18 protein-coding genes and 1 tRNA gene are annotated in these 25,108 nt (G+C 59.8%); 10 read left to right on the plus strand and 9 right to left on the minus strand.

All coding sequences use genetic code 11. The annotated features are described in order from the left end of the window. Entirely contained in the window at positions 1 to 1,188 is a 1,188-nt protein-coding gene (locus tag RCAS_RS03755; protein ID WP_012119278.1) for an NEW3 domain-containing protein, read from the minus strand. 488 nt (positions 1,189 to 1,676) lie between these two features. Between RCAS_RS03755 and RCAS_RS03760 the strand changes: the two genes are divergently transcribed. Beyond that, the gene (locus RCAS_RS03760; protein WP_012119279.1) at positions 1,677 to 2,249 is read left to right on the plus strand and encodes a response regulator; all 573 of its coding nucleotides are present in this window, start codon (positions 1,677 to 1,679) and stop codon (positions 2,247 to 2,249) included. A 4-nt stretch (positions 2,250 to 2,253) separates the two neighbouring features. On the opposite strand, the gene RCAS_RS03765 is transcribed toward RCAS_RS03760, so the two are convergent. From RCAS_RS03765 to RCAS_RS03780, 4 genes are all read right to left on the minus strand, one after another. Beyond that, positions 2,254 to 2,829: a VTT domain-containing protein gene (locus RCAS_RS03765; RefSeq protein ID WP_012119280.1), complete on the minus strand. Its 576-nt coding sequence runs from the start codon at positions 2,827 to 2,829 to the stop codon at positions 2,254 to 2,256. A gap of 31 nt (positions 2,830 to 2,860) precedes the next feature. Next, positions 2,861 to 3,637: an anti-sigma factor family protein gene (locus tag RCAS_RS03770; RefSeq protein WP_012119281.1), complete on the minus strand. Its 777-nt coding sequence runs from the start codon at positions 3,635 to 3,637 to the stop codon at positions 2,861 to 2,863. A gap of 56 nt (positions 3,638 to 3,693) precedes the next feature. Then, on the minus strand, positions 3,694 to 4,299 hold the full coding sequence (locus RCAS_RS03775; protein WP_012119282.1) for an RNA polymerase sigma factor: 606 nt from the start codon (positions 4,297 to 4,299) through the stop codon (positions 3,694 to 3,696). Between the two features lie 95 nt (positions 4,300 to 4,394). After that, positions 4,395 to 6,833, minus strand: coding sequence for a sensor histidine kinase (locus RCAS_RS03780; RefSeq protein ID WP_012119283.1), 2,439 nt, complete (start codon positions 6,831 to 6,833; stop codon positions 4,395 to 4,397). Between the two features lie 490 nt (positions 6,834 to 7,323). Between RCAS_RS03780 and RCAS_RS03785 the strand changes: the two genes are divergently transcribed. After that, positions 7,324 to 8,781, plus strand: coding sequence for an O-antigen ligase family protein (locus RCAS_RS03785; RefSeq protein ID WP_012119284.1), 1,458 nt, complete (start codon positions 7,324 to 7,326; stop codon positions 8,779 to 8,781). A gap of 397 nt (positions 8,782 to 9,178) precedes the next feature. Here RCAS_RS03785 and ltaE read toward each other — a convergent pair whose 3' ends face one another. Beyond that, positions 9,179 to 10,258 carry a low-specificity L-threonine aldolase gene (gene ltaE / locus RCAS_RS03790; RefSeq protein ID WP_012119285.1) on the minus strand — a complete coding sequence of 360 codons (1,080 nt, stop codon included), beginning with the start codon at positions 10,256 to 10,258 and terminating at the stop codon, positions 9,179 to 9,181. Positions 10,259 to 11,150: 892 nt separating this feature from the next. Here ltaE and RCAS_RS03800 point away from each other — a divergent pair. From RCAS_RS03800 to cdd, 6 genes are all read left to right on the plus strand, one after another. Continuing rightward, positions 11,151 to 12,017, plus strand: a complete 867-nt coding sequence (locus RCAS_RS03800) for a bifunctional 5,10-methylenetetrahydrofolate dehydrogenase/5,10-methenyltetrahydrofolate cyclohydrolase (protein ID WP_012119286.1) — start codon at positions 11,151 to 11,153, stop codon at positions 12,015 to 12,017. A gap of 457 nt (positions 12,018 to 12,474) precedes the next feature. Further along, a tRNA-Gln gene (locus RCAS_RS03805) sits at positions 12,475 to 12,548 on the plus strand. A gap of 45 nt (positions 12,549 to 12,593) precedes the next feature. Further along, on the plus strand, positions 12,594 to 13,658 hold the full coding sequence (locus tag RCAS_RS03810) for a bifunctional UDP-N-acetylglucosamine diphosphorylase/glucosamine-1-phosphate N-acetyltransferase GlmU (RefSeq protein WP_012119287.1): 1,065 nt from the start codon (positions 12,594 to 12,596) through the stop codon (positions 13,656 to 13,658). A 5-nt stretch (positions 13,659 to 13,663) separates the two neighbouring features. Next, the gene (locus tag RCAS_RS03815) at positions 13,664 to 14,602 is read left to right on the plus strand and encodes a ribose-phosphate diphosphokinase (protein WP_012119288.1); all 939 of its coding nucleotides are present in this window, start codon (positions 13,664 to 13,666) and stop codon (positions 14,600 to 14,602) included. Between the two features lie 33 nt (positions 14,603 to 14,635). Then, positions 14,636 to 15,943 carry a hemolysin family protein gene (locus RCAS_RS03820; RefSeq protein WP_012119289.1) on the plus strand — a complete coding sequence of 436 codons (1,308 nt, stop codon included), beginning with the start codon at positions 14,636 to 14,638 and terminating at the stop codon, positions 15,941 to 15,943. After that, a complete protein-coding gene (gene cdd, locus RCAS_RS03825) occupies positions 15,936 to 16,349 on the plus strand; it encodes a cytidine deaminase (RefSeq protein WP_012119290.1) in 414 nt (137 codons plus the stop codon). Before RCAS_RS03820 ends, cdd begins: the two co-directional genes overlap by 8 nt. 344 nt (positions 16,350 to 16,693) lie before the next feature. On the opposite strand, the gene RCAS_RS03830 is transcribed toward cdd, so the two are convergent. Both RCAS_RS03830 and RCAS_RS03835 read right to left on the minus strand, forming a co-directional pair. Beyond that, positions 16,694 to 19,192: a mannose-1-phosphate guanyltransferase gene (locus tag RCAS_RS03830; protein ID WP_012119291.1), complete on the minus strand. Its 2,499-nt coding sequence runs from the start codon at positions 19,190 to 19,192 to the stop codon at positions 16,694 to 16,696. A gap of 260 nt (positions 19,193 to 19,452) precedes the next feature. Then, on the minus strand, positions 19,453 to 19,842 hold the full coding sequence (locus RCAS_RS03835) for a phasin family protein (RefSeq protein WP_012119292.1): 390 nt from the start codon (positions 19,840 to 19,842) through the stop codon (positions 19,453 to 19,455). Between the two features lie 284 nt (positions 19,843 to 20,126). On the opposite strand from RCAS_RS03835, the gene RCAS_RS03840 reads away from it, so the two are divergent. Next, entirely contained in the window at positions 20,127 to 21,071 is a 945-nt protein-coding gene (locus tag RCAS_RS03840) for a DMT family transporter (protein WP_012119293.1), read from the plus strand. Between the two features lie 522 nt (positions 21,072 to 21,593). On the opposite strand, the gene RCAS_RS03845 is transcribed toward RCAS_RS03840, so the two are convergent. After that, positions 21,594 to 23,573, minus strand: coding sequence for a diguanylate cyclase (locus RCAS_RS03845; RefSeq protein ID WP_232280158.1), 1,980 nt, complete (start codon positions 23,571 to 23,573; stop codon positions 21,594 to 21,596). Positions 23,574 to 23,772: 199 nt separating this feature from the next. Here RCAS_RS03845 and RCAS_RS03850 point away from each other — a divergent pair, with 199 nt between their 5' ends. Then, positions 23,773 to 24,999, plus strand: a complete 1,227-nt coding sequence (locus tag RCAS_RS03850) for an MFS transporter (RefSeq protein ID WP_012119295.1) — start codon at positions 23,773 to 23,775, stop codon at positions 24,997 to 24,999. The last annotated feature ends 109 nt before the right edge of the window (positions 25,000 to 25,108 follow it).

The raw sequence follows: 25,108 nt of genomic DNA on the forward strand, positions 1-25,108 counted from the left end.
TCAACGGCGTCCGAAGCGCATCACCGCCATACCGACGCCAACGACGGCAATCGCAATCAGGGCAACACCGACCAACCCCCAGAGCGTGGATGTCAGCACGGTCACCCGGAATTCTGCCGAGTCGGAGGCGCCCTCATCAGTCCGCGCGGTCAAGTTCACCACGTAGTCGCCGGCGATTGCCTGGTTCGAGGGTTGAATATTTGCCGTGACCTCAACGGTCTGGTTATTTGCCAGTTCGGAAATGGTTTGCGGCTCAAACTCGACCGTCCATCCAATGGGTGGTGATGCGCTCAATTGGATGTTGCGGGCCGGCGCGCTGCCGGTATTGCGCACAACCAACTTAATGGCTGTCTTCTCGCCAATGCGCGCTTCGCCGGAGAGGCGCCCATCGGGCGTGGTGAGCACCAGTTGCGGCTGACCGGTCAGTTCGGCGACAAGGGTTGTCGTAGCGCGATACTCGCCACCCTGCACCAGTACGGGGATTTCATACGAGCCAGCCGGTATATCGGGGAGTGGTCGCACCTCGAGGCTCAGACTCTTCGACTCGTTCGGACCAAACGGAATGCTTGTGATACTTTGACCGCCAAACCGGAAATCAATCTGGAACCCACGCGGCGCTTCTGCTATCAGACTGACCGGCGTCTCCCGGTCGCTTTCGTTCTTCACGGTTATGTTGTACCGGAACGTCGTGCCGGACGTTCCACGGAGTCGGGGTAGATCGACATCGAGGGTAAGCCCTGTGGACGACGTTTCTTTATCCTTAAGTATCAACTCAATCGGCAGCGTCACCTCGCGCGTTTCACCGCTGGCGACGATAGTGAGCCGATACGTTCCTGCCGCCACATCCTTCGGCGGCTCGACACGGAAATCGACCGATGCCTCGTTTTTCGGATAGACGTAGACCGCCTGAATAACTTTGCCATCGCCGCGGAAACTGACGTTCCAGCCGTCGGGAGCATTGCGCGTGGTAAGACGCACAATCTGCGGCGTGGTATCGGTTCCCAGCGTCAACCGGATGGTTGTCGGGTCGCCGATGATGGCTTCCTGAACCGGATAACGGGTAAATAGAAAGAGATCACGGGGAGTCTGCTGCGGATCCTGTTCCTGCGCCTGCACAGGAGCGGCGGCGCTCACCGTCAGGACAACAAGTGTGATGAAGACGATCATCAGGCGTAATGCTCGCATCATCGGTCTCCTTATCCTGAGCAAGGTACGTAGCACTGCCTCGAACGAGACGAAGGGCAGTTTTCGAACGCAAAATTATAGGTGATGATGATTGGAGGAACGTTGGTCGCGTATTAACGTTCTCTAAGAGCCTGTCCAGAACCTGGAGGGTTGAGTCGTCTAGCGGTGAGAGCAAGGGGTGAGAGGGATGCCCGTCCTCTAATACCAATGACGATTGAAGATACCGCATGCTGGTCATTCCGAGCCCTTCGCTTCGCTCAGGGTAAACGCAGCGAGGAATCGGCGCGGGTCGCGCACGACCCCGCGCGCTGCTCGGGGTGACCATGCCGGATGGTCACAGGTCATTGGTATAAGCCGGCTAGCCGGCGCGCAATCTCATCAGGATTGGCAGTGACCACGCCGGATGGTCACAGGTCATTGGTATAATTCTTCGCCAGGGATGCGTTGCTGCGGGAAGGTCGTCCGGCGCCGGCTTGTGAGATGTGTCGCACATGAATCCCGATTGTGCGTATCTTCTTGAGGCGCACGAACGGTTTCTCTACGTAGCGCCCAACGCCGTCGTCGTCCTGATGATGTATCCTTCGTTGCTCCCCGTCTACAAAGCGTTGGGCGCTATGAATGATGATGGTTGTGACAACATCTGGGCGGACAGGAGACGTGCGATGAAAGAGGTGCGCCAGGGAAGGATTCTGGTAGTGGAAGAGGACTACGATCTGGGACGACTCTTTGAGGCGATGCTCAGCATCGAGGGATACCACGTCACCGTAACCCGTCATCCTGATGAAGCGCACCGCCTCCTCCCTCAACTCGAACCGAACCTGATCGTCTTCGACTGGTCGTTTCACAATACCAGAGGCTACGTATGGATTGATGAACTGCGCACCTCGAACCACACGGCGCACATCCCGGTGTTGCTGGTCTGCGGTGCGCCGCCGCCGCGCAGTATCTATGAAATGTTGGCGAATGCGGGTGTGCCGATCATCGAAAAGCCATTCGATCTGATCGCATTTAACCGTTGTATTGCAGCGCTTATGCATTCACGAGAACGCGCCATCGGCGCGTGAGGTTCTATGTCGCTCCGCCGAAGAGCGCGATCATGCCAAAGCGCACGAGTCGCGCCAGAAAGACGGCGATGAGGAAGATCCAGTACGGCAGCCCCATGGCTCCTGCCGTGATTCCTGCCACATCGAACGCAGGGTTGGGCGGCGCCGAGAGCGCAAACAGCACGAAGAATGCGCGCCAGGGATGTTCGAGTTGCCGTTGCACCCAACGGTAGAACCGCGTCTGTTCCACCACGCCGCGCCCCGACCGTCCCACGAAAAATCCGACCGACTCGCCAATCACCGAACCGAGCGCGCCTGCAATGCCAACCCCGACCATGCTCAAGCCAGGGGAAAGCGCCGCAACCAGACCGAAATAAGGAATTGGGATCACAATGGTGGCGTTGGAGATCAGCGTGATCAAAAAGACTCCAAGATAACCAAACGCTCCCAGACGGTAAGCCAGATCCGGCGGAATCGTGAGGTAGGCGATGATATTCAGCGTAATGGCGATGGCAGCAACCAGCACCGGACGCATCCAGGCGCGCCGGCGGGTTGGAATTGCGTTTTGCTTGCCGGTCGCCTGGCTTCCTGCTTCTGACACACGGAACCTCAGAGATACAAATCCTCAACTCCTAACCCCTGGACCTTCGCCAGAGCCAGACACCGCCTGCCAGCACCACGATGACGGCCACGACCAGCAGGAGCGTTGGATCAGGAGCGCCGGCGGGTGTCGATGGCTCTGCAAGTGGCGTCGGTTGCGCCAGATCGACCGTTCCCGGAGACGAAATCGCGGGTGGCGCGATCGTCGGCTGTGGCGCGACTTCTGGCTGCATGGCGAGTTCAGGCGTTGCTCTGATCGTCGTCAGCGCCTGTGGCGTGCCCGCTTCCGCGCCGTTATCGAGCGCGGCCGGCGCTGCGGCGCCACCGTGTGGGATCGGCGCTGTCACCGTAGATCCCGGGATGCTTTCGCGCACTTCTGCGGCGGTCGTGGGCGGTTCGGTCGGCGCAACAGCGAATGGTGCAGCGGCGGGAGCAGTTGGCTGAACCGCCATCGACGGAGCGCCCGCTCTCATTGACCCAAGCACGTTGAGCACCCCAATTGCGACGATCAGCACCCCTGCAAAGACACCGGCAACCTGGAGCAGTCGTCCCCAACCCAGGCGCGCGGCGGGTGGTCGCTGTGCAGCAATCCTGGCAGGATCAAGGGTAAACGAGCGGGGCGGACGCAGCGGCTCCAGGTCGCGCAGCGCCTGCACGGTTGCGCGCATCTCTTCATATGCCAGGCGCAGCGCCGCATCTTCCTGGAGCCGGCGCTCAAGAGCACGGCGCTCATCGGCGCTTACCTGCCCGTCGATATAGGCAGAAAGGATCTCCAGATCATGCTCGCTCAGTTGTGGTTGCGTCGTCATCGTATCTGTTCGTCGGTGCAGTCAATCCGACATGCACCCATTCGCCGCGCCATCCGTCACTCTTCCCCTTCATGACGAAATCGCAACGGGAGAAGTTCCTCCTGGCGCAGCACGTCACGAAGGCGAGCGCGCCCGCGACTCAGGCGCGACTTGATCGTTCCCAGGTTGGCGCCGGTTACCTCGGCGATTTCCTCATACGTCAGCCCTTGCAGATCGCAGAGCACGACGACCAGGCGCTGATCGACCGGCAGTTGCGTCAGTCCGGCTTCGATGGCGCGTGCCAGTTCGCGACGCAGCGCAAATTCGTCGGGTGTCTCCGATGTATCGGCAATCTGAAACGATGATGGTTCTTCAGCGGAGGTCTCGCCAGCCGCGTCGAGTGAAACGACCGGGCGACGCTGGCGCGCTCGCAGCGCATCATAACAGACGTTGGTGGCAATCCGAAACACCCACGAACGAAAGGACCCGCCGCGAAAGGCATCCAGATGGCGGTACGCCGACAGAAACGCATCCTGGGTGGCGTCCGCCGCGCTGTCGGCATCGCCAAGCAGTCGATAGCACAGGTTGTAGACGCGCCCTTCGTAGAGCCGCACCAGTGCGTTGAAGCTTTCGACATCGCCACGCTGTGCAGCCGCGACCAGGCGCAATTCTTCGTTTGCCACTGCTCCGCTCCCGCCAAACGTTCTCGAGCAGGAGTATTATACTCGTTGTTTTCGCTGTGAAAAACGTTCCCTATGCCCGGCGGAGGCTCAGGGCATCATGAGGCGATCCTTGTGCTTTCATTTTCAACGCGCAATGCTTCGCTGCTGTAGCGCAACGGCGTGCTCTGCCCACCTTCAATGTTCAACGCGCCGCTCTCCTTTCTGCCCTCTCTCTTTTTGCCCTTCACCCGCAGGGTCACGGTTGTTCCCTGCCCCGGCTGTGATTCGATGGTCAGCGTGGCGCCAATGATCCGCGCTCGCTCGCGCATCGAGAAGATGCCGAAACCGTTTGTCTGCGATGACTGTTGGGGATCGAAGCCATGCCCGTTGTCTGAGACGCGGCACGTCCATCCATGCTGCTCTGCCTCGATAGACACATCCAATCGATCCGGGCGCGCATGTTGCAGCGCGTTGACAATCGCCTGCTGGATGATCCGGTAGGCATGGCGCGAGGTGAATTCGTCTAGCGGATAGACCACCGTGGCGCCATGGATCGTCGCCTGAACCTGGTAGAGATTGCAGATTTCCTGCGTAAACGCCTGGATAGAAAGACCCAGGTGCGTTCCGCCAACAATCGGCGGTTGCAGATGGCGCAGAATACTGCGCAGTTCCCTGGTCGTTCTGACAGCGCGCTCCCGGTATGCTTCGCATATCGAGATGATGGTATCTGCGGGAGCGCCTGTCTGCACGCTCTGTTCGATCTGTGTCAGCCCAAACGGAAGAGCGCCTAACACTGGCAGGACGCCGTCGTGAATCTCCTGCGCAATGCGCTCACGTTCCTGTTCCTGCGCCGCAATCATCAATGCCGGCACTTCTGAGAGACGTTGAATTTGTGCGCGAATATGCATGGCATGTGCCAGCATGGTTGCCAGCAGGCCGATCAGACGTTCATCTTCTTCATCGAGCGGTTCCGGTACGTGACGCGCTCCGACATACAGGGTTCCCAGCAGTTCTCCTTCGCTGGCGAGTTGACAGATGACCGCAGGCGTTTCAGGAAGGCACGTTGTATCGGCATGCGGCGGATTCGCCTGGCGTATCTCGATGATCGTCGCGGTCGCCAGCCATATCCGATCCGACGCAAGCGCGTGGCGTACCGCAACCCAATCCGACATCACCGCCTGGCGTATCAGTGTAGCGCCCTGTTGCACCAAGGCATCGAGGTCAGATGTCTGGTTCATGCGCGTCGCAAAGTCGAGCGTTGCCTGGTAGTGATGCTGGTGCCGCAGGAAAAAGCGTCGATACAGACGACGAAACGGACTGTCGGTGTGCCAGAAGAGAGTGGTTGCGAATGTTGCGCTCCAGAGCGCCATAAACAGCAAGCCGTCAACCGGTGTGCGGAAGATGCCGATCAGAACAATAACCATCACAACGCACGCGATGGCAGCGCTCAGGTAGATCATCGCCAGGACGTTCAGAACGCGCCCGCGATACGCGAAACTCTGGTAGCGCAGCATTGCATAGGCTGTGCCGGTGCAGAGGATGAGCAGACAAAAGAGGAATGGCTGAAGCGAAGTCCACAAGGGCGCGCGGTATGTCAGTAGATAATACGCGCTTGCCAGGGTCAGCGGTCCTGCGCCGAGTCCCCACGACATCAACAACACCCACATCTGATCGGCAATTGAGCGGTCGCCGCGCCATGCCCAGAACCCTACCCGTCCCAGAAACGCTGCCAGCCCGATCAGCATTGTGACGCCGTTGATCGCACTGGCGACTCCGGGCGCGGAACCGCGCCATGGCTGAAGGAGTGGCACAAATTCGAGCATGCTGTCAAGATGCAGGGTCATTGCTGCCAGACCAATGGGATGGAGCGCGAAGCGCAAAAATGCAAATCGCGGGAGTGGTCGCGGCGTCAGCAGCGCCAGATGATGCAGCAGCGGTCCAATCCACGCCATACTGCTCACAATAGTGAAGGCAGTGTAATACCGTCCCTCTGCATCGTTCAACCCGTGAAACAGCCCGGCAATCGCCAGCGCCAGCACCAGGAACAGTGCGGCGAACACCCGGTTCGCCTCGGTGTGCGGTTGCGCCAGCAGTACGACGAGCGCCAGCGTCCAGACAACCAGAATGATCGGGATGATTCCCGCCTGCAACTGAAGCACGTGGAGCCACGTCAACCGCAGCACCGGCACTCGAACTATCAGCGGCTCGCCGCCGCGACGAATGATGAGATCGACCAGATTGCTCTGGTTGTGACTATCGGCATAGCGCTCCAACTCCCTATATGGCCACGTAAGTGCTGAAACGTCATTGATCATCTCGATGCAATCCCCGGTTTGCAACGCGCCGCTTGCCATGCCGGGCCAGGACGGCGGCGTAATCGGCGACACGGCGTTGCACCTGATCGCACCCTGCCACAACGGCAGAATGCCGATCGATGGCTGCCCAAGGAGGTTGAGCGCACTGATGAAACTGATGGTTCCCGCAATGAGCGGCGCACCGGCGAAGATCAGCAGAACAGATGCCTGCCAGGGGAAAGGATGGCGCTTTGTGTCCATGACGTTTGCTGCTTGGTGTTCCAGAGATGGTATTGTCGCTGATCGGTGAACACGTGTGGACGATGGCGTTCTGATGGCGATCTGCTTTTTGAACTCAGGAGAGGCAAACGTTGCGCACTCCAAAAACGACCGGATAGGGTGCGTCGTTTCTGCGCAGATGCCCGGATGGGCAGTGTGAAGTTTCGATAGAAACCGCTCATTCTTGCAAGGGGCGCAAGGTGGCTTGTACGCTCATATAGTATCATAAAGGCATAACTCGTTTGTTAATTATTGAGCATTCCGATATGAAAAAGGTGTGACGCTTGCCGGTCCGCCAAATATGCGGTACAGTTCTGGCGCTGTTGTGCCAACGGTCGTGGAGCGAACGGCGTTGCCTGAGCGAACCAGAAGTCGAGATTGACCGTTATGCTGAACACAACGAGATCTGGCGGGCGTCCGCGTACCCGGAGATGAACGCCTCAATGCAGGCATCTTCGACAAACACAATCCAATGAGTCTTTTATCACATTCTCCCCGTGATGACCTGGCGATAACGCTGGGACGCAGCCCGCTGATAGCGGCGCTGGCGGCGGTGCTGCTCGGTGTGATTGGCGGCGCTGGAGTGGCGTTCGGTCCGTTCTGGCTGGGTTTTGCGGCGCTGGCGGCGCTCATGGGCGTCTATGCGCTGCTGATCGACACCCGCGTCGGACTGGCGGTGGTGATCGGCATTGCCACCATCATTCCGTTTGCCACATTGCCCTTTCGCGCTGTAGTGACCCCGACGCTCCTGACACTGGCGCTGGCGGCGCTTATGGGGGTCTGGTCGCTACGGTTGCTGGTGCGCCGCGACGAGCGCCTGATCGTCACGCCGATTGGTTTGGCGATCATCGGTTTTTTGGGGATTACGCTGTTTGCCTTTCTACTCGGTTCCAATGCCAGTCCTGAACCCTCGCTGATCCACAACTATGTCAAATTTGTGATGGCGACGCTCTTCTTCTTCAGCGTTGTTAATTGTGTGCGCGACCGTGAGACGGTGCGCTGGGTCATCCGTTTTCTGATCATCGGTGCTGCGCTGTCCGCATTGATAGCCCTGGTTCTGTACGTTATTCCCGATCAACTGGCGCTTCAGATTCTGGTATCGTTTGGGCGTATCGGCTATCCGACCGAAGGGCGTGTGCTGCGGTATGTTGAGGATGATCCCAACGGCTTGATGCGCGCCATCGGTCTCTCGGTTGATCCCAACAGTTTTGGCGGGATGCTGGCATTGATCGGCGCCCTGGCAGCGACTCAGGCGGTGAGCGAACGTCCGGCGCTGCCGCGACGGTTGTTGCTGATCGCTACCGGCGCAATCCTGCTGGCGTTGTTCCTGACCTACTCGCGCGCAGCGCTTGGCGGCATGATCGTTGCGGCGATGTATGTGGCGACACTGCGCTATCGGCGGCTCTGGTGGGTCATCCTGGCGGTTGGAGCGCTGGCTGCCGCGCTCTTCATCGGGCTTGGCGTCGGGGAACGTTTCGTTGAGCGCGTGGTTGAGGGGGTGCAGTTCCGCGACCGGGCGAACCAGATGCGCCTGGCGGAGTACCAAAACGCAATTGCGATCATTCAGGCATATCCGGTATTCGGCATTGGTTTTGGTCAGGCGCCGGAGATCGATCTGGTGGCGGGAGTGTCGAGCATCTACCTGGCGATTGCACAACGCACCGGTCTGGTCGGTCTGACAGCGTTCCTGAGCATCATAGCCTGGTTTTTCGCGCGCAACTGGAGTGTGCTGCGCGCTGCGGCACGCTCAGGCGATGAAGAGCGCGCTGCGTGGCTGGTGGCGCTCCAGGCGGCGCTGGCGGCGGCATTGGCGGTGGGTTTGCTCGATCACTATTTCTTCAATATCGAGTTCAGCCACATGAGCGCGCTGTTGTGGGGCACAGTCGGTCTGGCAGTGGCGATTGAAGGATTGGAAGAGGAGACAGATTGAAGGTGCGAAGGTCGCTCGTGGGGTCGTGGAACACAGTACACCAACGATCGCGCACTGCAATGTGCAGGAGTGTGGCAGCGCCAGCAATCTGCGCCTGTATGTGAGATCGCCCGCAATGAACCGTGGCAAGCGCATTTATGGTCTCAAGGGTTGCGGCTGACCTCGATGGTCAGCCGCGCATCACTGGTGACGCCGTTGATATGGGGGCGTATGCGTATTGTGGAACTCCGGCGTTCATCTACCTGTCGCTCGTGGTGCGGTGAGCGCGGCTCTCGGGTGGAGCGTTTTGTGGGTGCGAGGGGCGTTTTCGGGGTCTCGAAGCCTTTTTCTTTTCACCCCATGCCCCCTCTTTGGCGTTGCTAGAGAGGTGTTGAAATATTCTGGCGCTCCAGAACGGTTAATGCAATGGAAACCCCTGATCCCTGACTCCTGATCCCGCCCTCAATACCTCTTCCGCCACCGCAAGCGTTTCGGTAATATCCCCGGCATCGATACCATAGTGGGTAACAGCGCGGACCCGCCCGCCTCCCATATCTCCCATCAGGACGCCACGCTCGCGCAGGCGCACGACGAATTCCTCGGCGGATATGCCATCGCGCAGGGTAAAGATGACGATGTTGGTCTGCACGCGCTCAGGCTCGATCACAATCTGAGGGAAACCTGCCAGACCCTCCGCAAGCATCCGCGCATTCGCGTGATCCTCCTCCAGCCGGTCTACCATCGTTTCCAGCGCGACGATGCCTGCTGCGGCAATCACACCTGCCTGGCGCATGCTGCCACCCAGGACCTTGCGCGCGCGTCGGGCGCGCCGGATGAAGGCTTCATCGCCGCAAACGACTGACCCTACCGGCGCCGCCAGACCTTTCGACAGGCAGAACATGACGCTATCCACATGGCGTGTCAGTTCGGTAACATCTACGCTGAGCGCTATTGCAGCGTTGAACATACGTGCTCCGTCGAGATGCACCAGCAGACCGCGTTCGCGGGCGAATGCTGCGACGGATGCCAGGTATTCCGGCGATAGCGCCACGCCGCCACAACTGTTGTGCGTATTTTCCAGGCAGATCAGCCGCGTCTCGGCGCAATGCGGGTCGTCGAGCCAGCGCACGGCTGCGCGCAGGTGATCAAGCGCGATGGTTCCATCGGGCTGATTGGGGAGGACATGGAATGCCACACCTCCCACTACCGAGGCTCCTCCTGCCTCATAGTTGTAGATGTGTGATGCGTCACCGACAATCACTTCATCTCCACGCTGGCAGTGTGCCAGCAGTGCGCAGAGATTCCCCATCGTGCCGCTGGGGACGAACATCGCTGCCGCTTTGCCGACGCGCTGCGCCGCGAATTCTTCCAGTCGGTTGATCGTCGGGTCTTCGCCATACACGTCATCACCCACTTCGGCGCGCGCCATTGCCGTGCGCATCGCCGGGGTGGGCAATGTTACCGTGTCGCTCCGAAGATCGATTGGTTTGGAGGGCATGGTTGTGGTTTCCTTCTTTCTTCATCCTGTGATGCCTATATCCTTTTCACGCCTCACGCCTCACGCCTGGCGCCTCTCACATCTCCACAAATGCGAGATAAATCTCGCGCTACGCCATGGTCGGGCGCCTGTTGCCTCGTTGCGAGATAAATCTCGCGCGACGCCATGGTCGGGCGCCTGTTGCCTCGTTGCGAGATAAATCTCGCGCGACGCCGTTGTCGGGCGCCTCGCGTCTCACGCCTGGTGCCTCGTTGCGAGATAAATCTCGCGCGACGCCATGGTCGGGCGCCTCGCGTCTCACGCCTGGCGCCTCGTTGCGAGATAAATCTCGCGCTACGCCATGGTCGGGCGCCTCACGCCTCTTGCCTGGCGCCTCGCGCCTCACGCCTCGCGCCTCGTTGCGAGATAAATCTCGCGCGACGCCATGGTCGGGCGCCTCGCGTCTCACGCCTGGCGCCTCGTTGCGAGATAAATCTCGCGCTACGCCATGGTCGGGCGCCTGTTGCCTCGTTGCGAGATAAATCTCGCGCGACGCCGTTGTCGGGCGTCTCACGCCTGGCGCCTCGTTGCGAGATAAATCTCGCGCGACGCCATGGTCGGGCGCCTCGCGTCTCACGCCTGTTGCCTCGTTGCGAGATAAATCTCGCGCTACGCCATGGTCGGGCGCCTGTTGCCTCGTTGCGAGATAAATCTCGCGCGACGCCGTTGTCGGGCGTCTCACGCCTGGCGCCTCGTTGCGAGATAAATCTCGCGCGACGCCATGGTCGGGCGCCTGGCGCCTCGTTGCGAGATAAATCTCGCGCGACGCCATGGTCGGGCGCCTTGCCCCTCACGCCTCACGCCTGGCATATAATACGCTCTGATCGAAGCACGTGAGCGGGGAGACAGATCGATGACCGCTATGATACTCGATGGGCGCGCGCTGGCAAAAACGTTGCGCGAAGAGCTGCGCGCCGATATTCAGGCGTTTGTGCAGACAACCGGCGTCACACCGTCGCTTGCCGTTGTCAAGATAGCAGGCGATCCCGCATCCGAACGTTACACGCGCACAATCCGCAAAGGGTGCGAGGATATTGGCATTGTCTTCTACGATCACACCCTGCCGCCTGATACCACGCAGGCGGCTCTCGAAGAAACGCTGCATGCCCTCAGTTTCGACCGCGCCGTCAACGGTATTCTGCTGCATCTGCCGTTGCCGCCCGGGTTCGATAGCAATCGTGCGATCGCGCAGATCGATCCACACAAGGATGTCGATGGTGTGCATCCGTACAATGCCGGTCTACTTGCGATGGGACAACCGACAATGGTTCCTAATACTCCGGCTGGCGGCATGGAACTGCTGCTACGCAATCATATTCTGATCAAGGGACAGCGCGCAACTGTCGTTGGGCGCAGCGTCGTCGTCGGTAAGCCAATGGCGCTGCTGCTGCTCCAGGAGCATGCAACCGTTACTATTGCTCATTCGCGCACGAAAGACCTGGCATCCGTTGTGCGTGAAGCCGACATTGTTGTGGCAGCGACCGGTAAGCCGGGGTTGATTACTGCCGATATGGTCCGCCCCGGTGCTGTGGTTGTCGATTTCGGCGTCAACGTCCTCGGCGATGGAAAGGTTGTCGGCGATGTGGACTTTGCCGGCGTCGCCGAGATCGCTTCCGCCATCACACCGGTTCCCGGCGGTACAGGACCGGTGACCAACATCATGCTGCTGCGAAACGTTCTGCGCGCGGCGCGGTTGCAGGGGGTAGGGAGGGGGGAGTAGGGAGGGGGGAGTAGGGAGTAGGGAGCAGGCAGTGGGCAGTGGGGATTCACCTTCGCACCTTCCACCTTCGCACCTGCTCCGCCCCTCGCACCGCTGCTATCCACCAAGGTCACGAACAGCACGAAGGGGCAATGCCACCTTCAACCTTCAACCTTCGCACGTTCAACCTTCGCACCTTTCACCTGCCACCATCCCACGGACGCCGTGCACTCTACAGGGGTGCGCCAGCGGCGCGCCCCTACCGGTCACCGTCCCACGCGCAACGTGCAACATTGAACGACTACCTTCAACAACCTTTCCCTTTGCACTCTCTTGCCTCTCGTCTCTTACCTCGCACCCAGGAATATTCCTCGTTGGGCATGGTCTCTTCTTCCCTTTGCACTCTCTTGCCTCTCGTCTCTTACCTCGCACCTGTCAGGAATCCGCATCGCGTATGCTATAATGTATATGGTGACGATGCCGGGTTGTGTAATGGCAGCACAGCGGACTTTGGATCCGTTTGTCCAGGTTCGAATCCTGGCCCGGCAGCCAGAGCGGTGTGGACGAGCGCAGGGGATCACGGGGCAGGTCGCTCTGATGATCCCCTTCTTCACGACAGTGCGATTGGGAGTTGTTGTTCTTGCCGCCGGTGAAGGCACTCGTATGCGGTCGGCGCTGCCGAAGGTATTGCATCCGCTCTGCGGGCGGCCGCTGATCGGTCATATTCTCGCGGCGGTGGATGCGTTGCAACCGGCAATCGGCACGATTGTGCTCGCTTCTGATGCGCTCGACACAGTCCGCGCGCGTTTTGGCGACACGTATCGATACGTGGTCCAATCTGAACGTCTTGGCACCGGGCATGCAACCCTTCAGGCGCGTTCGATCATGGTTAATCAGTGCGACGATGCGCTGGTGCTGGTTGGTGATGCGCCACTGATCCGCAGCGCCACGCTACAACGCCTCGTGGCGTTGCGCCGCGAACAGAATGCTCTGGTAGCACTGCTCAGCTTTACGGCAGACCCGCCAACCGGCTATGGTCGGGTCATCCGTGATGCAGAGGGGAATGTGACCGCGATTGTTGAAGAGCGTGACGCAACCGATACCCAACGCGCCGTGACTGAGGTCAACAGTGGCATCCTGTGCTTCGATGCCGCCTGGATGTGGCCCGCGCTCGACCGTATCCAGCGCAGTCCTGTCAAAGGCGAATACTACCTGACGGATCTGGTTGCGCTGGCGATTGCCGATCACGGCATCGGCGCAGTGCAGGCGCTCCGCGCTGACGATCCGTCAGAGACGCTTGGCGTCAATGATCGGGTGCAACTGGCGCAGGCAGAGCACGTTTTGCGTCTGCGCCTGCTCGATGCGCTCATGCGCAGCGGGGTGACGGTTGTTGACCCTGCCGCAACCTATGTGGATGTCGATGTCGTTGTCGGGCAGGATACGACCCTGTTGCCGGGAACGATGTTGCGTGGCGCGACCCGCGTGGGCGCCCGCTGCACCATTGGTCCGCACACATCACTGATTGATACGATTGTTGCTGATGACGCGCATGTGCGCTACACGCTCGCCGAAGGGGTCGTGATACCGGCGCATGCCGTCATCGGTCCGTTTGCCCATCTGCGCGGCGCGCAGCATGCAGTTGACGAAGTCTATCAGGCGTAACTTCTATGGAAGGTCGTCTTCAAATCTTTAGCGGCAATGCCAACCGGTCCCTGGCGCAGGAGATTGCGTCGCATCTGAACATCAACCTTGGTCGCGCCATGGTCGGCACATTCAAAAACGGCGAAACGCGGGTCAAGGTCGAGGAAAATGTGCGCGGTTCCGATGTATTCGTGGTTCAACCGACGTGTACGCCGGTCAATCATAACCTGATGGAATTGTTGCTCTTGATTGACGCCTTACGGCGCGCATCGGCGGCGCGGGTCACGGCAGTCATTCCCTACTATGGGTATGCCAAGCAGGAGAAGAAAACCACCGGTCGCGAACCAATCTCGGCAAAACTGGTCGCCAACCTGATCCGCACCGCCGGCGCCGATCGGGTGTTGACGATGGACCTGCACGCCCCTGCAATCGAGGGATTCTTCGATATCCCGGTCGATCATTTGCAGGCGGGTCCCATTCTTGCCGAACATGTTCGTGAGATGAACCTGCCGCGTCTGGTGGTCGTTTCGCCCGATGCTGGCGGCGTAGGGCGCGCCAATAGTTTCCGCGAGCGCATCGGCGCTGGTCTGGCGATCATTGCCAAGCAGCGCCCACAACCCGATGTTGCCGAGATGCTCGATATGGTCGGCGACGTTGAAGGGAAGACCGCCGTGATTGTCGATGACATGATCTCGACCGGCGGCACGCTGGCGGAAGCAGCGCGCGTCCTGCGCGAACGCGGCGCTTTGGCGGTGTATGCCTGCGCGACCCACGGCATCTTCGCCGGCGATGCAACCGAGATTATTGCGCAATCGGCGTTGGTCGAAACGATCGTCACCAATACCATCCCGCTCCCCGAGGGTTGCCGCAAAGCGCGTATCCGCGCTATTAGCATTGCGCCGCTGTTTGCGGAAGCTATTATGCGCATTCACAAAGACCTTTCATTGAGCGCGCTCTTTTCGTGAACGTCCTGCGACCGCGCGGGTGAGGATAGCACGTTGGACGTTGAAATCGGCCTGGTTCTGGCAGGCATTCTTCTCTGTCTCTTCGTTCTGGCATTCACATCGGCAATCGATGCAGCAATGACGGCGATCAGTCGCCATCGTCTGGGGTTGCTGCACGAGACCGACGCGCGGCGTGCGCAGGTGATTGACCGCCTGCTCGCCGAGCCATATCGCTTCAAAGCAACGGTTCTGCTGCTCAATAGCACGGCGACCATAACGGCAACAGCACTGACCTTGCGCCTGTGCGACGATCAGATGTGGCAATGGCGCCTTGCTGCGCTTACCGGGTTGTTGCTCGGCATTCTCATCTTCGCCGAAGCATTGCCAAAAGCGCTGGCAATCGGTAACCCTGCGGCAACTGCACGCGCGCTCGCCAGTCCAATGGCGCTGATTGCGCGCCTTCTGGCGCCGTTCATCTGGGTGATCGGATTGCTCACCCGCCCGTTCCTTCGTGTCGCCAGCGGGCAGACCACCTCGTCGATGCCGCTGGTGACTGAAGAGGAACTCCGCATGCTGGTGAATGTCGGCGAAGAGGAAGGGTTGATCGAACCAGAAGAACGGGAGATGATCGAAGGAATCTTTTCCTTCGGTGATACAACGGTGCGTGAGGTGATGATTCCGCGCGTGGATATTGTGGCACTTGAGGAAACTGCCTCTATCGATGAGGCGCTCAACATCATCATTACGACCGGTCACTCACGTATTCCGGTGTACCGCGAGACGATCGACCACATTGTGGGCATTCTCTATGCGAAGGATTTGTTGCTCTGGTTGCGTTCCGGGCAACGTGATGCATCGATTGGCGCGCTGCTCCGCACTGCGCACTTCGTGCCCGACACGATGAAAGTGGATGCCCTTCTGAAAGACCTTCAGGCGCGCAAAATCCATCTGGCGATCGTTGTCGATGAGTATGGCGGCACTGCCGGTCTTATCACTATCGAGGATGTGATCGAGGAAATCGTCGGTGAGATTCAAGATGAGTATGATGTGGACGAGCAGCCGATCCGGGTGCTTGCGCCTGGGGATATGGAGGTGGATGCGCGTGTGCCGATCGATGATATCAACGATCTTACCGGGTTGCGTCTGGCGTCGGAGGAGTCGGATCGGATTGGGGGGATGGTGTTCGAGCGCCTTGGTCGGGTGCCGAAAGTCGGTGATACGGTGCAGATCGCCGATGGCGTGACCGTTGTGGTCCTCTCGATGGATGGTCTGCGCCTGCGGAAGTTGCGCCTACAGTATCGGTTGCCTCAGGAAGATGCAATTTCTGCCACGCCTGGCGAAGATCGAAAGAATCATGAGTGAGTTGACGCCGGAACTGACAGAACTCCTTGCCGCCGCCGCCGCCGCGCGCGAACGCGCCTACTGCCCCTACTCGCGCTTTGCCGTCGGCGCCGCAGTGCGCACTGCATCCGGTATGCTGTTCTCTGGCTGCAATATCGAGAATGCCGCGTATCCTTCGGCGATCTGCGCCGAACGGGTGGCGTTGTTCGGCGCCTATGCAGCGGGTGAGCGTGCGATCGTCGCGCTGGCAGTCATTGCCGATACGCCAGAACCGGTCAGTCCGTGTGGTGGATGTCGTCAGGTCATCTTCGAGCTTGCGCCGCGCGCAGTGGTGCTCCTGGCGAATCTTCAGGGAGCATGGCGCATTGTCTCGGTCGAGGAACTCCTTCCTGCCGGGTTCACTTTTGATCGTCTGAGCGAACCTTAGCGTGTTGCTTGTCGGGCACGATGGAGGACGGCCTTATACCAATGACCGGTGACCATCCGGCATGGTCACCCTGAGCAGCGCGAGGGGTCGTGCGCGACCCGCGCAGATTCCTCGCTGCGTTTACCCTGAGCGAAGCGAAGGGCTCGGAATGACACGCATGCGGCATCGTCAATCGTAATCGGTATTAACCCCTCTTGCCCCAAGCCTCGTGCCTCAAGCGAAGCCGACGAAGAGTATTACTGATATTCACCTGATGTTCAACCCCTCTTGCTCCAAGCCTCGTGCCTCGATGCGCTTTTCCACCTTCTAGAGTGCAGACTGCAAAAGTCGGACACATTTTCTTCCTACTGCAACCCCGTCACCAGTCCGGCATATTTCTCTGCCAGGACGCGCGCCTGCTCGTCGCTGCTGCCTTCGGCGATGACGTGAAAGAACGGTCCGTCGGGATCGGGAAGAATCAGCACCCATTCGTCGCCGAGATCGATTTTCACCCCATCGACCTGATCGAGCTTACGGTCCTGATACTGCTGGTTCAGAATGCGCATCACTTTGCCCTTGAATTCCCAGCGGCAGGGCACGCGCGCCTGGCTCATAAAGTAGTGCGGCAGATCCCGTACAATTTCAGACAGGCGGACCTGTTGAAGCGCCAGCAGTTCGACAATTTTCACGATGGCGAACATGCCATCGGCAATCGGGTAGAACGAGGGAAAAATCACGCTGCCGGCGCCATCCCCTAGCAAAAGCATATCGCGACTGGCTGCCGCCGTGCGCATGAGCGCGCCAAGGGTGGCGCGGGTGCGCACAATTCGTCCTCCATACTTGGCGGCAATCATCTCGAATGCGCGGGGCGCCGTGACCGGCACCGCAACCGTTCCCCCGCCATTGACTGCCAGCGCCAGCGCGGTGATGGCTGCGAGCGCCTGCATCCCCGGTAGTCGTTTCCCGGTATCGTCAACCAGGAAGATTTTCTCCCCCCCTGCGTCGAGTCGCGCTCCCAGCGACGCTTCGAGAACCGGCGTAATCCGCGCCAGCCGTTCCATGCCCGCCTCGAATTGTTGCGGCGTCTGAAACAAAAGCTGTGCGTCGAGGTTGGCGTTCAGTTCGACCGCTTCGATGTGCAACCGCCGCAGAATGGCCGGGAGGAAATTCGACGTATTGGCGTTCGCATAGTCGATCACGACCTGAAAATTGCGGGCAATGCTGGCAAGTGCGTCAGGACGGAGCGCGCCGAGGAACATATCGGTGTAGATCTGATTGATATGCTCCACTTCGTTGATACGCCCGATTTCGTCAAGATAGACCCGCCGGTAATCTTCGCGAAAGAAGACCCCCTCGATTTTGCGCTCGGTGGCGGTATCGATATCGAGTCCGTCGGCATCGAAAAATTTGATGTCCACCACGCGACTGTCGAGCGGTGACAGGCGCACATGGACGCCGCCGGCGGCGTTGATTGCGCGGGTAATCACACGGGCAACCGGCAATGGCACGTCGTGGAGTTCGGCAACGTGCACGCCAGCCGAGGGCAACCCGGCGACCAATCCGCGTTTGATCATGCGCGGCGTATAGTGCGTGTCGCGGCTGGTCGTCACCACGGCGCCGCGCGGCAGCGTTGCGCCGAAGGCAGCGCCGAGCCGCGCACCGAACTCAGGGGTCAGGTCGATATTGACCAGTCCTGAAATCCCCGAACGCCCAAAGAGCACACGGCGCCCCTGCGATCCCCAGATGATGCTGGAACTGATCGTCGCCCCTTCCTCGACTTCCTTGCTGGGCCAGATTTTGACGTTTGCGCCGATCACCGCGCCAGCATTGATGATCGTCTGATCGCCGACAACCGTGCCCTCAAAGAGGACGGCACGGCTTTTGATGTTGCACTGCCGCATCACGATGGCGCCGCGCAGTTCGGCGCGTTCACCGATGTACGAGTTGCGCCAGATGATCGAGCGGTCAATCGTTGCGCGGGTGTCGATGATGGTATAGTCGCGGATCGCCGACGGACCATGGATGATGGCGCCGCTCTTGATTTTGACGCCATGCCCCAGGAAGACCGGACCATGGAACTGCGCATCGGGCGCAATTTCGACATCCCCTTCGACCCACACCTCATCGAAGATGCGTTCACCGACACGCGGCAGGTTGACCTTCCCCTGCATATAGTCGCGACTGGCGCGCATGTATTCTTCAATCGTGCCGATGTCGGTCCAGTACCCTTCGGCGACATAGCCGACCGGCAGGTTTCCACTGCGCAGCATGCGCGGAAAGACGTCTTTCGACCAGTCGGTGAACGCGCCTTTTTCGATATAGCGGAAGATTTCAGGGGTGACGACATAGATGCCGGTATTGACCGTATCGGAAAAGACCTCGCCCCAGCTCGGTTTTTCGAGGAACTGACGCACATAGCCGCGTTCATCCACCACCACCACGCCGTAATCGAGCGGATTGGGAACGCGGGTCAGGGTGATCGTGGCGGTCGCGCCGTGGCTTTGATGAAACTCGATGATCTTCGTCAGATCGAAATCGGTGAGCGCGTCGCCGGAGATGACGAGAAACGGCTCGCGCAGGAAGCGTTCGGCATTCTTGACGCTGCCGGCTGTGCCCAGCGGTTGTTCTTCGAGTGAATATTCGATATGGACGCCATATGCCGATCCGTCGCCGAAGTGGTCCTGGATGACATTTGCCAGGTACTGAACCGTCACCACGATGTCGGTGATGCCGTGTCGTTTGAGCAACTCGATAATGTGCGCCATTACATGGCGATCAACAATGGGCACCATGGGTTTCGGGCGGTTGATCGTGAGAGGGCGCAGACGTGAACCCTCACCGCCAGCCATGACCACAGCCTTCATCGACTACCTCACCCACGATGTGTCGGTTTTGTGCATGGTTTCAGTATAGCACGAGGAGGCGGGGGTTCGGGGTTGTGAGAACTGAGAACCGGGGACGACGGAGAGTCTCATCCGTGCACATCCGTTGCGATCTGTGTCGATGTTCTCTTGCTTACTCTGCGCCTGAGCAGAACCGAGAATCAGAAACCGGGCGCCGTTGGCGCATAAATGGTGCGCTCTGGCGTCCGGTTTCTGGCGCTGTTCCGACAGTATCGGACCGATCACTCCTGGCTCTTCCGCAGTTCCTCAACGCGCGCAGCCAGTTGCGCGATCTTCTGGCTCAGTTCATCAATGTCGCGTTTGGATGGAATGTTCAGCCGGTTGAGAAACTCTTCCATGCCCTGCTCGACCCGGTCACTCACCTTCTCGACCTGCGGACGATTCGCCGTCAGACGGTTCTGCATTTCGTGCAGAAGTTTCTCCGCGTCCTTCTGGGCGAGTTCACCTCGTTCGACGAGTTTCTTGACGAACGCTTCGACCTCGTCGAAGGTCATGGCGACCGCGCCAAAACTGGCAAGCAGCAACCGGCGCATGCCATCGATGATCCACTTATTGGCTCCCGGCGCACTCTCCTCGACTTCGGTGACTTTGACCTCGACTTCCTCGGTCATAGGGGACCTCCTGCTGCTACGATATGTACGGGAAGGAGCATCCTTCGATCCACCTTCATAACGCATTGCGTTATGACGCCAGTATAGCACGACGGTGGATAGAAGTCAAGCGTCCTCCTCGACACTATTGTACACGACGTATCGGCGGTATGCTGCCGGGACGCTTTCTGCTTCCATCCCGTCGTTTGCCTGATGATCGCGTGCCCGAACTCCAACCGACTGCAAATCTCGTGTACTATAGGCGTTATGCAACGCTCATACCATGGAGAGGAACACACATTCTGATGCAGCCTCATGCTCGTACTGGTTATGCCCTCAGCGCGCTTGCGGCGGTCGTCTGGGCCTCAACCGCGCCTGGTCTCTCGTACCTTATCACCCGGTACGCCATTCCTGGCCTCACCCTGGCGCTCTGGCGCGATCTGTTGATTGCGGTTGTCTGTGCTGGGGGACTTCTGGCCTTCCGTCCGGCGTTGCTGCGCATCGGCACGCGCGCCATTGTGCAACTGGCGCTGACCGGCATGATTTCGATTGGCATGTACCATGCTCTCTGGCTCTGGTCGGTGACGCTGAACGGCGCCGCTATTGCGGTGGTGCTCATTTATACCTATCCCGTCTTTGTGGCGCTTGGCGCGTGGCTGTTGTTTCGCGAACAGATCACGAAAGCGCACATAGTCGCCCTGGCGCTGGCGCTGGCGGGATGTGCGCTGGTTGTGCGCGCTTATGATCCTGCCATTCTGCGGATCAGTTGGACTGGCGCGGTCATCGGGTTGCTGACCGCGTTGACCCATACAGTCTATGTGCTGATCGGTCAGCGCAATGCGCCATCGATCAGCCCCTGGACGACGCTGGCATACACAATGATCTTCGGTGCGCTGACGCTCGTCGCATTGGCGCTGGCAGCCGACTATCTTGCGCCGTCCACGCGCTCATATCTGTGGTCAATCGAAGCACCGTCTGCCTGGGTGATTCTGGCAATGATCGCCGTTGGACCGACGCTTGGCGGCTATGCTCTGTTTACCCAATCGCTGCGCTACATTCCTGGGAAAGTTGCAGGACTGATCTCGGTAATCGAGGCGCCGGTCGCTGCGCTGATTGCTGTGACATTGCTCGGTGAGCGCCTCGAACTGTTGCAGGTGGTGGGCATAGTGCTGATCCTGGTGGCTGTCGTTCTGCCGCGTTTTGCGGCGCGGGTGCAGCAAACGGCGACCCTCGTCGCATCACGTGGGTGAAAAGTGTGATCATCAGCAATGCACGAACGCGCAGCGCAGAAGGGGCGGGTCTCTGACCCGCCCCCAGCGAAAAGGCGGGTCTCTGACCCGCCCCCAGCGAAAAGGCGGGTCTCTGCCCCGCCCCCAGCGAAAAGGCGGGTCTCTGCCCCGCCCCCAGCGAAAAGGCGGGTCTCTGCCCCGCCCCCAGCGAAGAGGCGGGTCTCTGCCCCGCCCCCAGCGAAGAGGCGGGTCTCTGCCCCGCCCCCAGCGGAGAGGCGGGTCTCTGCCCCGCCCCCAGCGAAGAGGCGGGTCTCTGCCCCGCCCCCAGCGAAGAGGCGGGTCTCTGCCCCGCCCCCAGCGGAGAGGCGGGTCTCTGACCCGCCCCCAGCGAAGAGGCGGGTCTCTGCCCCGCCCCCAGCGAAGAGGCGGGTCTCTGACCCGCCCCCAGCGAAGAGGCGGGTCTCTGCCCCGCCCCGCCCCCCGGGCGCAGCAGCGTGGGTACGCGGATGAGAGCGTGGCAGATGGGCATGTGGCAGGTAACCTCTAACCCTTAGACTCTTTTGCAGAATACGACCAGACCCGCACACTGTTGCGTCCACTGCGCTTGGCGAGGTACAGCGCCCGATCGGCGCGATCAATGATGGCATCGAGCGTTGTCTGATCGTCTGGATGACATACCGCCACCCCAATGCTGATCGTCAAGGAAATTGATCCCTGAGCAGTCGCAAACGGGGTATTCTCGACAGCAGTGCGCAGACGCTCCGCAATATGTTCCGCCGCGTCAATATCGGTATCGGGGAGCGCCACAGCGAATTCTTCGCCGCCGTAGCGCCCAATAATATCGATGCCTCGCAATTGATTGCGGCAGCGTTCCGCCAGGTCGCGCAGCGCCTGATCGCCGACCGCGTGCCCGTAGGTGTCGTTGACCGACTTGAAGTGATCGATATCAAACATCAGCACCGCCAGCGGACGCAAGGTGCGCTGACTGCGCAAAAACTCGCGCCTGGCGTTCTCGAAGAAAGAGCGTCGGTTCCACACACCGGTCAGTTCGTCGATCGTTGCATGGCGGCGCGCATCGGCGAAGAGGCGCGCATTGTCGATGGCAATCGCCGCGGTTGCACCGAGGAGTTCGAGGGCGCTGCGGTCGGCGTCGGTGTAGGTATATGGTTGCGACGCGCGAACGAGGATGGCGCCGATGACCCGTCCGCCACGGCGCATTACAGCAACGAGGACGCTGCTTCCACACTCAGTGTTATCACACCGTAGCGACTCTTCCTTCTCAATGGCGCGATGTGCAAGATTGGCGCATGCCTTGCTGTATGCGCGGCCGACACAGTAGATTACACCTGGAGGCGCCTGTTCGCCGCTCTTGAGCGCAACCAGAAACCCATCACAGGTGACCAGAGACATCGTGGCGCGATAGATCTCATCATAGATCTGATTCAGATCGAGGAGCGCACCGAGTCGTTGACTCGCTTCGTAGAGACGAGTGCGCATATCTGCTTCGCGCCGTGCCGCCTCGAACAGGCGGGCATTCTCGATAGCAATAGCAGCGGTGGTCGCCAGTTGATCGAGCATTTCAAGATCAGTGGCGGAACAAATGTGCGAAGCGCGTGTGCGCGCCGACATGACCCCTAGCGTTTGTCCGCCGCGACGCATGACAATCAGCAAGCGTGTATTCTGACCGCCGCCTGCCACGCACAGCGACTGTCCACCGGCGAGGACCTGCGCAACGGCTTCGTCTACGATATGCTCCGCTGGGTCATGCGCATCAGCATCACAGTACACAACGTCCAACCGGTTGCTTCCCGAATCGATCAGCATCAGCGCAAATGATTCACAAGGTATGAGCGTGGTAATAGCCTGATGGATCGTGCGATACAGGTGCGGCAAGTCGAGGGTTGCCCCGATCTGTTGACTGGCATACAACAGCGCAATGCGCCGCTCCGCTTCCTGGACGGCGGTCTGATACCGTTGGATTCGATCAATGGTCAGACCGATCTGCCGTCCAACAACGGTCAGGATGTTGAGATCGTGAGCGGTGAATGGATCGTCGCGCCCAATGCGATAGACAGCGAGGACACCGACCGGTTGCTCATCGACTGCGACCGGTGTCCCGATGACAGCGCGAACGTCGTGCGCCACAAGCGACTGGAGGGCGCGCTCGTGATGATGATATCCATTGATCAGCACAGGGAGCTGATGTTCGATGATCTGCCAGGAAAGGTTGGCGCCGCGCGGAACTTTTGTGGCAAGCAACGATTCGGGAACTCCCAACGTATAACAAAATTCCAGCGTCTCGGTATCGCGCCTGATCAGTGGGAGCGCCACTGCGTCGGCTTCGACCAGTTCGGCGACCATGCGTAGCACATTGGGCATGACGCTGTGAATATCGTGCGCACTGTGAAGGATCTGCGTCAGCGCATTGAGCTGCCTTTCGCGTTTGAGGGTATGCTCGATTGAAAGGTGATCAAACCCATCGCCTTCCTCGGCGCTCACACGGGCATGCGGAGAATGATTCACGGCTCGTGCGTGAAGAAACGCATCGGCGTGGGGCCGTGTCTCGCTGTGACCTGCCTGGGTCATGATCAAGGACTCTCACTATCCTCTTGATAGGTTCTGGTGACAAAAAACCCGGTGTGTTTACTGCCTATGACATTACATGCTACTATGCTCAGCAGCGCCCGTCCATAGCCATTGGTATAGTCAGGATGACGAGTTGATGACAGACGCACAGATTTCGGTGACGCTTTCTCCGGTGCAACGGCGCCACGGCGCGATGGTGATGCTCGTCATCACATTTCTGATGTGGGGTGGATTCTTCATGGTCATTCCCCTTCTGTCCCTACGGTATGTTGATGATCTGGGATGGTCGGCGGGCGCCGTGGGGTTGGTGCTGGCGATCCGGCAGTTGACGCAACAGGGGTTGACCGTCTTTGGTGGTGCGCTGGCAGATCGGTTCGGTGCGAAGGAGTTAATCGTCGTCGGGATGCTCATTCGTGCAATAAGTTTCAGCGCGATGGCGGTTGCGACGACGTATCCCTTCCTGATGATCAGCGCCATTCTGGCGGCGCTTGGCGGCGCCTTGTTCGATTCGCCTTCGTCGGCGGCGATGGTGGCGCTGACGCGCCCCGAAGAGCGCAATCGCTACTTTGCCGTGTTGGGCATTGTGCGCGGGCTGGGAATGTCGCTCGGTCCGCTGGTGGGCGCAGCGCTTTTGCGGGTTGATTTTGCCTTTGTTGCGCTTGCGGCTGGCGGGTGTTTCTTTGTTGCTTCTGGAATCACCTTCCTGTTGTTGCCGCCGGTGCGGGTTGCCGCCGAGCGCAGCGAGTTGCTGGCGGGCATTCTGATGGCGCTGCGCGACCGACGATTCATGGCGTTCAACGTTCTGTTGATGGGATACTGGTTTATGTGGGTGCAGTTGACCATCTCGCTCCCTCTGGCAGCGCGGGCGCTGGCGGGAACTTCCGATGCGGTCAGCTGGCTCTATGCGCTGAATGCGGGTATGAGCGTGCTTTTGCAGTATCCGGTTGTGCGCCTGGCGGAACGCTGGTTGCGCCCGCTTCCCGTGCTGATGTTTGGCATCGTGTTGATGGCGCTAGGGTTAGGAAGTGTTGTGTTTGCCGGCGCCATTGGCGCGCTGCTGGTGAGTGTGGCGCTCTTCTCGTTCGGCGCGCTGCTGGCGGCGCCTGGACAACAGACGGTTGCCGCCGATCTGGCGAACCCGGCAGCGCTCGGATCGTACTTCGGCGTCAGTGCGCTGGCGCTGGCGCTTGGTGGCGGCATCGGCAATTATGCGGGAGGGGCGCTCTATAGTTTGGGCCACGACATCAACTTCCCTGCGCTACCCTGGCTGGTTTGCCTGGGAGTGGGCATCGGTTCGGCAGCCGGGCTTGCGGCGCTCGACCGGCGCCTTGTACGGCGGGCAGAGTCAGGGGTTAGGGGTTAGACCGCTTGACTCAACCTTCGCCCTTGTAAACATTTCATTTTTGTTCGTCCGCGTATCCTTACACGTGCATTCATCGATATCCATATGCTGGAAGATACCAGGCACAGCG

Source organism: Roseiflexus castenholzii DSM 13941, assembly GCF_000017805.1.
GTDB lineage: Bacteria > Chloroflexota > Chloroflexia > Chloroflexales > Roseiflexaceae > Roseiflexus > Roseiflexus castenholzii.